The sequence below is a fragment of the Streptomyces sp. NPDC033216 genome, from assembly GCF_055577115.1.
Window position 1 is genome coordinate 24,779 of sequence record NZ_JBVIQK010000005.1, and the last position, 12,429, is coordinate 37,207.

Genomic DNA, 12,429 nt, shown 5'->3' on the forward strand with positions numbered 1-12,429 from the left:
CCGCCGCCACCCCCGAGCACGGAGCTGACTAGGCCCCCTCCGCCCCTGTGACCGGCGGGATCTCCGTCGGCAGGTCATGCTGGAGGTTGTCCGCGTGTTCGCCCGTCACCAGGAACACCACCCGCTTGGCGACCGCCACCGCGTGGTCGGCGAAGCGCTCGTAGTAGCGGCCGAGCAGTGTCACGTCCACGGCCGTCTCGATGCCGTGCTTCCAGCGGTCGTCGATCAGGTGCTGGAAGAGCGTGCGGTGCAGCAGGTCCATCGCGTCGTCGTCGGTCTCCAGCTGGAGCGCGAGGTCGACGTCCTTCGTGATGATCACCTCGGCCGCCTTGGCCATCAGGCGCTGCGCGAGCTGCCCCATCTCCAGGATGGTGGCGTGCAGGTCCTGCGGCACCGCCCGCTCGGGAAAGCGCAGCCGGGCCAGCTTCGCCACGTGCTGGGCGAGGTCGCCGGAGCGCTCCAGATCGGCCGACATCCGCAGCGACGTGACGACTATGCGCAGGTCCGTCGCCACCGGCTGCTGGCGCGCGAGCAGCGCTATGGCCCGCGCCTCGAGGTCGTGCTGAAGTTCGTCGACCTTCTTGTCGGCCTCGATCACGCTCTCGGCCAGCTTCAGATCGGCATCGAGGATGGCGGTCGTGGCGCGCCCGATCGCCGACCCCACCAGCCGGGCCATCTCCACCAGACCGTCGCCGATCGAGTCCAGTTCCTCGTGGTACGCGTCCCGCATCAGGGTTCCCTCTCGTACGTCGTTCTCGGGGGTTCCGGGGGCCGGGACCGGCCATGGAACCGGCGCTGCGAACCCCACGGTGCCACGGTCCGCCCCGTACGCGTCGGATTCCGTCCCCCCAAATGAACCGCCCCTGGCTCCAAGGTGAACTCTGGGCGACGAGTGTTCGAGGTCGCACCTCGATGGCTGTGGCCAGGGCGTATCGCATGCCTAACCTGGACGCATGGACGTGAACGCGGCGGTCGCCGCAGCAGCAGCGATCGCCGGGGTGCTCACCGGTGTGATCGCCATGCTGGCGTTCCGTTGGAGTGAGCGCGACCAGAACCGACCCACCAGGACCTCCTTGCACACCGATCCCGTGCTTCCGCCGGGCGTGGACACCGTCCTGTCCGTGCTCCGTTCCTCGGCCGTCGTCCTCGACGAGGCCGACGCCGTCGTCAAGGCGAGTTCCGCCGCGTACGCCCTCGGGCTGGTCCGCGGCGGGAAACTCGCCGTCGAACCGATGCTCCTGATGGCCCGGGACACCCGACGTGACGGCGAGATACGTCAGGTCGAACTGGACCTGCCCCGGCGCGGCACCGGCCGGGGCGAGGCCCTTGCCGTGTCGGCCCGGGTGGCCCCGCTCGGCTCCCGGCTCGTCCTCCTGCTCGTCGAGGACCTGACCGAGGCCCGCCGCATCGAGGCCGTCCGCCGCGACTTCGTCGCGAACGTCAGCCACGAGCTGAAGACCCCGGTCGGCGCCCTCTCCCTGCTCTCCGAAGCTGTCATGGACGCCTCCGAGGACCCCGAGGCGGTGGAGCGCTTCGCCGGCCGCATGCAGATCGAGGCGACCCGCCTGACCAACCTGGTCCAGGAACTCATCGACCTCTCGCGGGTCCAGAACGACGACCCGCTCGAGGACGCCGAACCGGTCCGCGTCGACGAACTCGTCGCCGAGGCCATCGACCGTTGCCGGCACCAGGCCGGTGCCAAACAGATCACCATGGCCGCGAACGTGGCGGCGTCCCCGGCACTGGAGCCGGGTGGTGATGGGCGACGGGCGGCCGACGCCGACGACCTGCGGATCTGGGGCAATCGAGGCCAGCTGGCCGCGGCCCTCGGCAACCTGGTCGAGAACGCCGTCAACTACTCCCCCGCCCGCACCCGCGTCGGCATAGCCGCCCGCAGGGTGACCATGCACGGCGGGGAACTGATCGAGATCGCCGTGACCGACCAGGGCATCGGCATCTCGGACACGGACAAGGAGCGCATCTTCGAACGCTTCTACCGAGTCGACCCCGCCCGTTCCCGTGCCACCGGCGGTACGGGCCTCGGGCTGGCGATCGTCAAACACGTGGCCGCCTCGCACGGCGGGGAGGTCACGGTGTGGAGCGCGGAGGGACAGGGCTCCACGTTTACGCTGCGACTGCCGGAGGCGGGCGCCGCCCGTGACCGCGCCCAGCAGCACCCCGGCCTCGACGACGACGTGGAGGGCGGGTCCGCCGCCGGCACCCCCCATGCCTCACCCCCCGACTCAGCCGCGTACCAGACGCTTTCCGCCCCGGAGGTCCTTCCGTGACCCGAGTGCTCGTCGTCGAGGACGAGGAGTCCTTCTCCGACGCCCTGTCGTACATGCTCCGCAAGGAGGGCTTCGAGGTCGCCGTCGCGACCACGGGTCCCGATGGGCTCGACGAGTTCGAGCGCAACGGCGCCGACCTCGTGCTTCTCGACCTGATGCTGCCGGGCCTGCCCGGCACGGAGGTCTGCCGCCAGCTGCGCGGCCGCTCCAACGTCCCCGTGATCATGGTGACGGCCAAGGACAGCGAGATCGACAAGGTGGTGGGTCTCGAAATAGGAGCCGACGACTACGTCACCAAGCCGTTCTCCTCCCGCGAGCTGGTGGCCCGCATCCGGGCGGTGCTGCGCCGCCGCGGCGAGCCCGAGGAGGTCGCTCCGGCGGCCCTGGAGGCCGGCCCGGTGCGGATGGACGTCGACCGTCATGTCGTCACCGTCTCCGGTTCCAAGGTCGATCTCCCCCTCAAGGAGTTCGACCTCCTGGAGATGCTGCTGCGCAACGCGGGCCGCGTCCTGACCCGCATGCAGCTCATCGACCGAGTCTGGGGCGCCGACTACGTCGGCGACACCAAGACCCTCGACGTGCACGTCAAGCGCCTCCGCGCGAAGATCGAGCCCGACCCCGGTGCCCCGCGGTACCTGGTGACAGTGCGCGGCCTGGGCTACAAGTTCGAGCCGTAGGCCGTGAGCCCCCGGTGACACACGACGGAGGGGCGGCACCCCACGCGGGGTGCCGCCCCTCCGTCGTTCCCACGTGCCAGGGGTACGGCGCTCAGTGGCCGGCCGTCTCCGACTGCGAGGCGCTCGCGGAGGCCGTGTCGCTCGGGGAAGCCGTGCTCTCGCCCTCGGCGCCCGGGGCCCCGGAGGCGGACGCGCCGGCGGACGGCGACTCGGAGGCGGACTCCGCAGGGGCGCTCGGGATGTCGCTCGGGCCCCACTCGGCGAAGTAGTGCTCGGCGGGGACCACGAAGGCGCGCAGGCTGACCTCGCCGGTCTCGCTGAAGGTGAAGGTGACCTTCTGGGCGTTGCCGTCCTGCATCGCCTCAGGAGTGTCGGAGAGGCTGGCGGTGGCGTTGTTCCGGCCGCCGATGACGACGGAGCCGCCGGCCGGGACGGTCAGCTTGCCGTCTCCCTTGGCGGGCTTGATCTCGACGGTGCCGTCGGCGCCGTCCACGGAGATGGACTCCAGCGTCTGCGCCTTCCTGCTGCTGTTGAAGACGGTCGCGGAGATCGCGGCGGGGCCCGTGGACTCCGGGTCGGGCTGGGTGATGATGACGACGTTCTGCAGCTTGATGTCGCCGACGCTGGTGGCGGCGTTGTCCGGCTTGATCTCCAGCGTCTGGGCGTCGTTGCCTGCGCCGCAGGCGGCGAGCGTGGCGATCGAGAACACGAGGGCGGACGCGGCGAGGGCGCCGCGTCGAAGGCTGCTGCTCACGGCGGCGGCAACTCCTTGGGAACGCAGGGGCAGCTCTCCTTGGATAAAGCCGCCCTAAGGGTCTGTCGGCGGCCTTAGGTTACCGAGCCGTCCCCACGGCACCGCACCCGACCCGCCTCTGCGGCGATCCGGCCCCCGTCGGTCGCCGCGAGACGTCCGACGGCGGACGTGCCGCGGCACACCCGTCCCACCTGTCCCGGCAGCCACAAGTGACCGGTGAGTCACATTGGCTTCCGATGACCGCCAGGACGTCGTCGCGCATTCACATAAGCGCCGCTCACCGGGGGTGGGGCATTTTTCGTGAGGGAATGCGCGGCCGTCGCGGGAATTGATCACCGCGTGTTCGGCCGACCGTGTGATCAATTCCGGAAACGGCGCGGATCCGGCTCGGGACACCGAACGGAGTAACGGAAGTCGCACACATGGAAGCGGACATTTGGGGATGTTCGGACCCACGCCAGGGCTTCCGGGGGTGTGTGACGTGCGTGTTTCACTCCCCATGGAGAGCCGCTCCGACCTGCGAATACCTGCTTCCACCGGCCGGTCGCAGCACGTCCCTGTTGCTGTTGTCAAGCCCCGAGATATGCCCTGACCTGCGAAAACGCCATTCAGAACCCGCAGTTTCCGTGTTACTCTGGATAGCCACGGAAGGGGTACCTGTCACATGACGTTCAAGGTTGGCGACACCGTGGTCTATCCCCATCACGGGGCCGCGCTGATCGAGGCCATCGAAACTCGCCAGATCAAAGGCGTGGACAAGACCTACTTGGTGCTGAAGGTCGCCCAGGGTGACCTGACGGTACGTGTGCCAGCGGACAATGCGGAGTTCGTGGGCGTGCGTGATGTGGTCGGTCAGGACGGGCTGGACCGGGTCTTCGAGGTGCTGCGCGCGCCGTATGCCGAGGAGCCCACGAACTGGTCGCGTCGTTACAAGGCAAACCTGGAGAAGCTCGCCTCCGGCGATGTCATCAAGGTCGCGGAAGTCGTGCGTGACCTGTGGCGTCGTGAGCGTGAGCGCGGACTCTCCGCCGGTGAGAAGCGCATGCTCGCCAAGGCCCGCCAGATTCTGGTGAGCGAGCTCGCGCTCGCGGAGAACACGAACGAGGACAAGGCCGAGGCCCTGCTCGACGAGGTCCTCGCGTCCTGACGCCGAGACCGACCGGCCTCAGCTCAGCTCGCTCAGCACAGTGAAATGCCGCGGTGCCCGATGACGCTTTCCCGTCGCCGGGCACTGCGGCATATTCATGCCCAGACGCCGACGCGCGCACCACCCGCGCGGGTACCCGCGCAGCCAGGTACAGCTGTGCGTGTTCACCTCGGACGCAGCCCCCGCAGTCTGTCGTGCCGCCGTGCCGCTCGCCGCCTCGACCGGTGTCACGGAAGGGTCCGTTCAAGGCGTCGCGCCCGGCACGCTGTCTCCGTACCCACGTAGGCCGAGCATACAAACCTGACAGGAACCGATGTCTGACGATTCGCTGCCCACCCCCGTCCCCGTCCGCACGGCCGCGGTGATCCCGGCCGCCGGCCGGGGCGTACGCCTCGGTCCGGGCGCCCCCAAGGCGCTCCGCACACTCGGCGGGACCCCCATGCTGATCCACGCGGTGCGCGCGCTCGCCGCTTCCCGTGCCGTCTCCCTCGTGGTCGTCGTGGCACCGCCGGACGGCGCCGCCGAGGTCAGGTCGCTGCTCGACGCGCACGCCCTGCCCGACCGCACCGACTTCGTCGTCGTCCCCGGCGGCGAGACCCGCCAGGAGTCGGTGAAGCTCGGCCTGGACGCCCTGCCGCCCGGCCACGACATCGTGCTGGTGCACGACGCCGCCCGGCCGCTCGTACCCGTCGACACCGTCGACGCCGTGATCGAGGCCGTCCGTGACGGCGCCCCGGCCGTCGTGCCGGCGCTGCCGCTCGCCGACACCGTCAAGGAGGTCGAACCGGCAACGGACCCCGGCGGGCCCGAACCGGTCGTCGCCACGCCCGAGCGGGCGCGGCTGCGGGCCGTGCAGACGCCGCAGGGCTTCGACCGGGCCACCCTCGTGCGCGCCCACGAGACCGTCACCCGCGACGTCACCGACGACGCCGGCATGGTCGAGCAGCTAGGCCTGACCGTCGTGGTCGTCCCCGGCCACGAGGAGGCCTTCAAGGTCACCCGCCCGTTGGACCTCGTCCTCGCGGAGGCGGTCCTCGCCCGCAGGAGGCTCAACGATGGCTTCTGAGACGACCCCCGTGCCGCCGCCCGTGCTGCCCCGGGTCGGCATCGGCACCGACATCCACGCCTTCGAGGAGGGCCGCGAACTGTGGTGCGCGGGCCTGAAGTGGGAGGGCGAGGGGCCGGGCCTGGCCGGTCACTCCGACGCGGACGTCGTCGCGCACGCCGCGTGCAACGCGCTGTTCTCCGCAGCCGGACTGGGTGACCTCGGGCAGCACTTCGGCACCGGCCGCCCCGAGTGGTCCGGCGCCTCGGGCGTGACCCTGCTGACGGAGGCGGCCCGGCTCGTCCGCGCCGCCGGCTTCGTGATCGGCAACGTCGCCGTCCAGGTCGTCGGTCCCCGCCCCAAGATCGGCAAACGCCGCGAGGAGGCGCAGAAGGTCCTCTCCGACGCGGCGGGAGCCCCGGTGTCGGTGTCCGGAGCGACGACGGACGGGCTGGGCTTCCCCGGCCGGGGCGAGGGCCTGATGGCGGTGGCGACGGCGCTGGTGGTGCGGCGGGGCTGAGGGACCGTCGCGAGGGGCGCGACGTCGTGTCCGCGCCGGCCCGGGCGCAGGGGTGTGGAGCCGGGTTTCCCGGCCCGGTCGTGGCGGCGCCCCCACCCGGCCCCCACCGGTCCGCGGACACCGCACGGCCAAACCGGTGGAAGGTGCCGGGCACTCGCCCACGCCCACTACCCTGGGGTGGTGACTATTCGCCTGTACGACACCAGCGCCCGGCAGATTCGTGACTTCACCCCGCTCACTCCGGGTTGCGTCTCGATCTACCTGTGTGGTGCCACCGTGCAGGCGGCCCCGCACATCGGGCACATCCGCTCCGGCCTGAACTTCGACATCATGCGCCGGTGGTTCGCCCACCGCGGCTACGACGTCACGTTCATCCGGAACGTCACCGACATCGACGACAAGATCATCGCCAAGTCGCGCGACCAGGACCGCCCCTGGTGGTCCATCGGGTACGAGAACGAGCGGGCGTTCGACGACGGCTACCAGGCTCTCGGCTGCCTCCCGCCGACGTACGAGCCGCGGGCCACCGGGCACGTCCCCGAGATGATCGAGATGATGCGCGGGCTCATCGAGCGCGGACACGCCTACGAGGCCGACGGCAGCGTCTACTTCGACGTGCGTTCCTTCCCCGGCTATCTGGCGCTGTCCAACCAGGACATCGACGATCTGCGCCAGCCGAGCGAGGAAGGCATCACCGGCAAGCGCGACCCGCGCGACTTCGCGATGTGGAAGGCCGCCAAGCCGGGCGAGCCCGACTGGGAGACCCCGTGGGGCCGCGGCCGGCCCGGCTGGCACCTGGAGTGCTCGGCGATGGCCCACAAGTACCTCGGCTCCGCCTTCGACATCCACGGCGGCGGCCTGGACCTGATCTTCCCCCACCACGAGAACGAGATCGCCCAGGCCAAGGCCTACGGCGACGAGTTCGCGCGGTACTGGGTGCACAACGCCTGGGTCACCATGAGCGGCGAGAAGATGTCCAAGTCGCTCGGGAACAGTGTTCTGGTCTCCGAGATGGTCAAGCAGTGGCGCCCGATCGTGCTGCGCTACTACCTGGGAACCCCGCACTACCGCTCGATGATCGAGTACAGCGAGGAGGCCCTGCGCGAGGCCGAGTCCGCGTTCGCGCGGATCGAGGGCTTCGTGCAGCGCGTCGTCGAGAAGGCGGGGGGTGCCGTCGAGCCCGCGGCCGAGGTGCCGCCCGCCTTCGCCGAGGCGATGGACGACGACCTCGGAGTCCCGCAGGCGCTGGCCGTCGTGCACACCACCGTCCGGCAGGGCAACTCCGCCCTCGCCGCCGACGACAAGGAAGCCGCCGTGGCCCGCCTCGCCGAGGTGCGCGCCATGCTCGGCGTCCTCGGCCTGGACCCCCTCGACCCGCACTGGGCCGGGGAGGACGACCGGGGCGAAGCCGTGCTCGGCAAGAGCGCGCACGGCGTCGTCGACACCCTCGTCCGCATGGTCCTCGACCAGCGGGAGGCCGCGCGCGACCGCAAGGACTGGGCCACCGCGGACGCCATCCGCGACCAGCTCAACCAGTCGGGGCTGACCATCGAGGACGGCCCGCAGGGACCGCGCTGGACGCTCGGCCCGCGCTGAGCGCCCCCTCGGTCGACTCTTGACGCAATCTTGATCGATTGTGCCGCCCGGGTGTCCGGGCGGCACACTGCATTACGTACACACACACGCTTCACGACAGACGGGTAGGTCATGGCAGCCAACAACCGCCGCATGTCCGGCAAGAAGGGCGCGCAGGTCGGCAGTGGCGGCCAGCGGCGCCGGGGCCTGGAGGGCAAGGGTCCGACCCCGCCCGCCGAGATGCGCAAGGGGCACAAGAAGAACCGCCTCGCCACCTCCAAGGCCAAGCAGAGCGCGCGCCGTCCGGTGCCGCGCGGCCGCGGCGGCAAGTCGCCCTCCGAGCTGGTCGTCGGCCGCAACCCGGTCGTCGAGGCGCTGCGCGGTGGCGTACCCGCCTCCACGCTGTACGTCCAGCAGTTCATCGACAACGACGAGCGGGTGCGCGAGGCGCTCCAGCTCGCGGCCGAGCGCGGCGGCATCAACCTCATGGAGGCGCCGCGCCCCGAGCTGGACCGCATGACCAACGGCCTCAACCACCAGGGCCTGGTCCTCCAGGTCCCGCCGTACGAGTACGCGCACCCCGAGGACCTGGCGAGCGCGGCCTACGACGACGGTGAGGACCCGCTGATCGTCGCCCTCGACGGCGTGACCGACCCGCGCAACCTCGGCGCGGTCGTCCGTTCGGTCTCCGCCTTCGGCGGCCACGGCGTCGTCGTCCCCGAGCGCCGCGCGGCCGGCATGACCGCCGGTGCCTGGAAGACGTCCGCCGGTGCGGCGGCCCGCACCCCGGTGGCCCGCGCCACCAACCTCACCCGCGCCCTTGAGGCGTACAAGAAGGCCGGCATGACGATCGTCGGTCTCGCCGCCGACGGCGAGACCGAGATCGGTGAGCTGGCCGCCCTGGGCGGCCCGGTCGTCATCGTCGTCGGCAGCGAGGGCAAGGGCCTGTCCCGTCTGGTCGGCGAGACCTGCGACCACCGGGTGCGGATCCCCATGCCGGGCGGCGCGGAGTCGCTCAACGCCGGTGTGGCGGCGGGGATCGTCCTGTACGAGGCGGCTCGCCGCAGGGTCTGAGGCTGACGACGGGCGGGTCGTGCACCCGTCCGTCGGCTCACCCGTGTGGGGTGATTGCGGCGTGTGGGGCAACCTTGACGCTGTCCGGACAGATCCGGCGGGTCGAGGCAGTGTCCTAACCACACATCACTCGGTTAGATGAGTGTGGACACCAGAACACCCCGCACACCTACGGGGGACCTCTCGTCGGGCTTCGACGACGCTCCCGCGCTGAGCATGGTGAAGGTGCCGAGCGACCCGGCGCAGATCATCGTCAATCACGCGAGTTTCCGCGTGCAGCTGGGGGCGTCGGCACGGCGCAGTCAATCCCCGCGGATCGCCCGGCACGCGAGCGCCGCCGAGAACACCGCGCGCGTCCCCGCCGCCGGAACCGCTGCCGCCCGTCGTCGGCCGGTCGTCTGGAGCGGCCGGTCCGCACCGGACGACACCGGCGCGCACCGGCTGCTCCAGGCCGTGCGGGCAGGCAGCGTCGGCCACGGCGAACCGCCCGCGGCCGACGCCGGAGCCACCCAGGTCATCCCCCGCGTGGGGATCGACGACGGCTACGACGGAGACCTCACCGCGCAGACCCTCGAAACTCCCTTCGTGGGCGCCCAGCGCACCCACGGCGACGGCGAACAGCGGCTCGTGCCGCAGATGCGCCCGGTCGGCAGCGCCTACGACGAGCCCGGTGACGGCAGGCCCCGCCACGGCGACTCCGGTCACGACCGACCGGCCTACGACGACGGCGGGCTCGAGGAGTTCGCCGAGGCGGCCGCCGCGGCGGACACCGGCTCGCGCGGCAGACGGCACAGCGCCGACCCGGCCCGGCACGCCTACTTCCCCGGCCGCCGGATGAACCTCGGCGTCGTCCTGCTCCCGCTGCGGGTCCTCCTCGGCTTCATCTCCCTCTACGGCGGCATGGGCAAGCTGTGCGACCCCGTCTACTTCGACGGCGGCAAGCGCGGCTCCATGGTGAAGTGGCTCAACACCCTGCATCCCTGGGAAGTCGCCGAGCCGCTGCGCCAGTTCGCCCTGCACCACCCCGTCGGCTCCGGCCTCGTCATCGCCTTCCTCCAGGTCGTCGTGGGCGTTCTCACGGTGCTGGGCTGCTGGCAGCGGGTCGCGGCCTGCTTCGGCGCCATGCTCTCCGCCGCGCTCATCGTCACCGTCAGCTGGAAGACCGTCCCGGTCTACGAGACGCCCGACATCATCTACCTCGCCGCCTGGTCACCGCTGATCATCGCCGGCGCCCCCGTCTACTCCGTCGACGGCCGTCTCGCCGCCGGTGCCTGGCGGCGGCTCGGGCCGCGTTCCGACCTGTGGGAGCTGCGCCGGTACGTGCTGCGCCGCGGCGCCCTCGTCACCGCGATCGTCGTCGGGCTCACACTGCTCATCGGCTCGCTCCTCGGCGGTGCCGTCCGCGACGCCGACCGGGTCGTCGTCCCCGGTCCGGGTGAGGCCCCGCGCAACGAACTGCCCGGATCGCCGCTCCCCGAGGAGTCCGACGGGCACCGGCCGAGCAGGACGCCGTCCGCGTCCACCTCGCCGACCCAGGGCAGCACGTCCGAGGCGCCGACGCGGGACGAGGAATCCGCTCCGGGCTTCACACGGGACACCGAGACCGCCACGAGCGGCCCCAGCCAGACCCAGGGCACCGGCGGCGAGGCCCCGCGGGAACAGTCCAGCCCGATCGAGGAGGCCCCCAGCAGCACGTCGGGGCCCACCGCCGGTGGGGCCAGCGGCACCGGATCCGGGGGCTCCACCGGCGGCTCGGACGGCGGCTCCCCGCCGGCGGACCGCCCCGGCCTGGTCGGCGGCCTGCTGGGCTAGGGCGGGTGGCGAAAGTCGCGTCTGCCCCTCGACGCCGGGCACGCACTCCCCCAGAGGGGGCGCCCCCGGCCGCGTTGCCGGGATCGCCCCGACACACCCGGTGTCGGGGCGGCCCTCCGCCGTGCGATCCCACGCACCGGAGCCCGCCGGGCGGACGACGCCACCTCCGCGACGCCTCCAGGCACCCCACGGGACGACGACGGGGCCCCACTGGCCTTCGCAGGCGAGCGGGGCCCCGTCGTCGTGGCGGGATGTCCGGCCGTCAGCGACCCAGCGCCGCCAGCTCCTTGGCCGCCTCCGTGAGGTCCTTCGCCGTGTCGATGGCGCGCCAGTAGGCACCCTGGGGGATCGGGAACCCGGCCAGCCGCCGCTCGCGGGCCAGATGCGGGAACGTGGTCCGCTCGTGGTCCCCGCGCTCGGGCAGCAGCCCGGCGAACTCGGGGGAGAAGACGTAGACGCCGGCGTTGATCTCGTACGTCGTCGGCGGGGCCTCGATGAAGTCCGTGATGTGGCCGAAGCCGTCCGTGCGCACGGCCCCCCACGGGATGCGCGGCCGCGCCAGCGCGAGGGTCGCGACCGCGTCGCGCTCGGTGTGGAAGTCCGCCATGTCGCGCAGCGAGAAGCGGGTCCAGATGTCGCCGTTGGTGGCGTACCAGGGCCGCTCGGGGTGGGGGAGATGGGCGGCGGCGTACTTCAGGCCGCCGCCGCGGCCGAGGGGTTCGGTCTCGACGACCGTGGTGACCTTCAGCGGCAGGTCGGCGGACTCGAGCCAGGTCTCCAGGACGTCGGCGAGGTGGCCGCAAGAGACCACGGCGTCCGTCACGCCCTCCTCGGCGAGCCAGCCCAGCTGGTGGCCGATGATCGGCGTCCCCGTCCCGGGGATCTCGACCATCGGCTTGGGCCGGTCGTCGGTGTAGGGACGCAGCCGCGACCCCTGGCCACCGGCCAGGATGACGGCTTGCGTGGGTCGGGACGCGGCGTGCGGATCGGTCATGCCCGAACTGTACGCGGCGCCCCGTTCCCGTCGGCAGGCTCCCCTGAAGGGGGCCGGCGCCCTAGCTGTGCGCCGCCAGGACGCCCGAGGCGAAGGACGTGTCGCACACCGGGCGGGCGTACGACTGGGCGCGCGAGGGGCCGTAGACGCGGACGGCGGCGCGGCCCAGGGCGCGGGCGATGGAGGTGCAGTGCTTCGCCAGGGACGGCCTGCCGTTCACCGCGGCCTGGAGGTGCGTCAGCGCGGTGCCCGGGTCCTTCTCCTGGAGTTCGGCCAGCAGCTGGTCGCGCAGGACATCCTGCGGGGCCCTGGCGGCGCCGTGGGCGGTGCGGTGCACGGTGGAGACGTCGGAGGCGGTGAGCACCGAATCCGAGGGGTTCCCCGACCAGTTGACCCGGGTGACCGCGAGGGTCCCCGAGAGCACCATGACGACGGGCAGGACGAGGGCGAGCGAGCGGCCGATCCGTCGGGCGGGGCCCTGGCCGCGTCGCGACGGTTGGGTGGCGGAGTGCTTCACGGAGTGCTTCACGCGTGTGAGGGTAG

General features: G+C 71.8%; 12 protein-coding genes. 8 read left to right on the plus strand and 4 right to left on the minus strand.

The genetic code is table 11. The features are described 5' to 3' along the window. Positions 1-28: 28 nt before the first annotated feature. Positions 29-730 carry a phosphate signaling complex protein PhoU gene (phoU, locus tag ACZ5Y0_RS11860; RefSeq protein ID WP_469128506.1) on the minus strand — a complete coding sequence of 234 codons (702 nt, stop codon included), beginning with the start codon at positions 728-730 and terminating at the stop codon, positions 29-31. Between the two features lie 223 nt (positions 731-953). Between phoU and phoR the strand changes: the two genes are divergently transcribed. Both phoR and phoP read left to right on the plus strand, forming a co-directional pair. Beyond that, positions 954-2,288 carry a two-component system sensor histidine kinase PhoR gene (gene phoR / locus ACZ5Y0_RS11865; RefSeq protein WP_469128507.1) on the plus strand — a complete coding sequence of 445 codons (1,335 nt, stop codon included), beginning with the start codon at positions 954-956 and terminating at the stop codon, positions 2,286-2,288. 5 nt (positions 2,289-2,293) lie between these two features. Further along, positions 2,294-2,965, plus strand: a complete 672-nt coding sequence (phoP, locus tag ACZ5Y0_RS11870; RefSeq protein WP_466214042.1) for a two-component system response regulator PhoP — start codon at positions 2,294-2,296, stop codon at positions 2,963-2,965. A 91-nt stretch (positions 2,966-3,056) separates the two neighbouring features. Here the strand turns inward: phoP and ACZ5Y0_RS11875 are convergent, their stop codons facing one another. Further along, positions 3,057-3,719, minus strand: coding sequence for a copper chaperone PCu(A)C domain-containing protein (locus ACZ5Y0_RS11875; protein ID WP_469128508.1), 663 nt, complete (start codon positions 3,717-3,719; stop codon positions 3,057-3,059). Between the two features lie 664 nt (positions 3,720-4,383). On the opposite strand from ACZ5Y0_RS11875, the gene ACZ5Y0_RS11880 reads away from it, so the two are divergent. The 6 genes from ACZ5Y0_RS11880 (at position 4,384) to ACZ5Y0_RS11905 (ending at position 10,892) form a co-directional block, all read left to right on the plus strand. Further along, positions 4,384-4,866 (plus strand): CarD family transcriptional regulator, encoded by a 483-nt coding sequence (locus ACZ5Y0_RS11880; protein ID WP_003953493.1) that lies wholly within the window; start codon positions 4,384-4,386, stop codon positions 4,864-4,866. Positions 4,867-5,179: 313 nt separating this feature from the next. Beyond that, positions 5,180-5,932: a 2-C-methyl-D-erythritol 4-phosphate cytidylyltransferase gene (ispD, locus tag ACZ5Y0_RS11885; RefSeq protein ID WP_469128509.1), complete on the plus strand. Its 753-nt coding sequence runs from the start codon at positions 5,180-5,182 to the stop codon at positions 5,930-5,932. Beyond that, positions 5,922-6,431 (plus strand): 2-C-methyl-D-erythritol 2,4-cyclodiphosphate synthase, encoded by a 510-nt coding sequence (gene ispF / locus ACZ5Y0_RS11890; protein WP_469128510.1) that lies wholly within the window; start codon positions 5,922-5,924, stop codon positions 6,429-6,431. Before ispD ends, ispF begins: the two co-directional genes overlap by 11 nt. Before the next feature lie 180 nt (positions 6,432-6,611). Continuing rightward, entirely contained in the window at positions 6,612-8,027 is a 1,416-nt protein-coding gene (cysS, locus tag ACZ5Y0_RS11895; protein WP_469128511.1) for a cysteine--tRNA ligase, read from the plus strand. A gap of 111 nt (positions 8,028-8,138) precedes the next feature. Continuing rightward, positions 8,139-9,080: a 23S rRNA (guanosine(2251)-2'-O)-methyltransferase RlmB gene (gene rlmB / locus ACZ5Y0_RS11900; RefSeq protein WP_469128512.1), complete on the plus strand. Its 942-nt coding sequence runs from the start codon at positions 8,139-8,141 to the stop codon at positions 9,078-9,080. A gap of 138 nt (positions 9,081-9,218) precedes the next feature. Further along, positions 9,219-10,892, plus strand: a complete 1,674-nt coding sequence (locus ACZ5Y0_RS11905) for a DoxX family membrane protein (protein WP_469128513.1) — start codon at positions 9,219-9,221, stop codon at positions 10,890-10,892. Positions 10,893-11,154: 262 nt separating this feature from the next. Here ACZ5Y0_RS11905 and ACZ5Y0_RS11910 read toward each other — a convergent pair whose 3' ends face one another. Beyond that, complete coding sequence (locus tag ACZ5Y0_RS11910) at positions 11,155-11,886, minus strand: nucleotidyltransferase family protein (protein WP_469128514.1); 732 nt, start codon at positions 11,884-11,886, stop codon at positions 11,155-11,157. A gap of 61 nt (positions 11,887-11,947) precedes the next feature. Further along, positions 11,948-12,403, minus strand: a complete 456-nt coding sequence (locus ACZ5Y0_RS11915) for a hypothetical protein (protein WP_469128863.1) — start codon at positions 12,401-12,403, stop codon at positions 11,948-11,950. Between the last annotated feature and the right edge of the window lie 26 nt (positions 12,404-12,429).

Excerpts from the sequence above, each read along its gene's own strand:
- phoU (WP_469128506.1), bottom strand. The coding sequence starts at position 730 with ATGCGGGACGCGTACCACGAGGAACTGGACTCGATCGGCGACGGTCTG.
- phoR (WP_469128507.1), top strand. The coding sequence starts at position 954 with ATGGACGTGAACGCGGCGGTCGCCGCAGCAGCAGCGATCGCCGGGGTG.
- ACZ5Y0_RS11880 (WP_003953493.1), top strand. The coding sequence starts at position 4,384 with ATGACGTTCAAGGTTGGCGACACCGTGGTCTATCCCCATCACGGGGCC.
- ispD (WP_469128509.1), top strand. The coding sequence starts at position 5,180 with ATGTCTGACGATTCGCTGCCCACCCCCGTCCCCGTCCGCACGGCCGCG.
- ispF (WP_469128510.1), top strand. The coding sequence starts at position 5,922 with ATGGCTTCTGAGACGACCCCCGTGCCGCCGCCCGTGCTGCCCCGGGTC.
- rlmB (WP_469128512.1), top strand. The coding sequence starts at position 8,139 with ATGGCAGCCAACAACCGCCGCATGTCCGGCAAGAAGGGCGCGCAGGTC.
- ACZ5Y0_RS11905 (WP_469128513.1), top strand. The coding sequence starts at position 9,219 with ATGAGTGTGGACACCAGAACACCCCGCACACCTACGGGGGACCTCTCG.
- ACZ5Y0_RS11910 (WP_469128514.1), bottom strand. The coding sequence starts at position 11,886 with ATGACCGATCCGCACGCCGCGTCCCGACCCACGCAAGCCGTCATCCTG.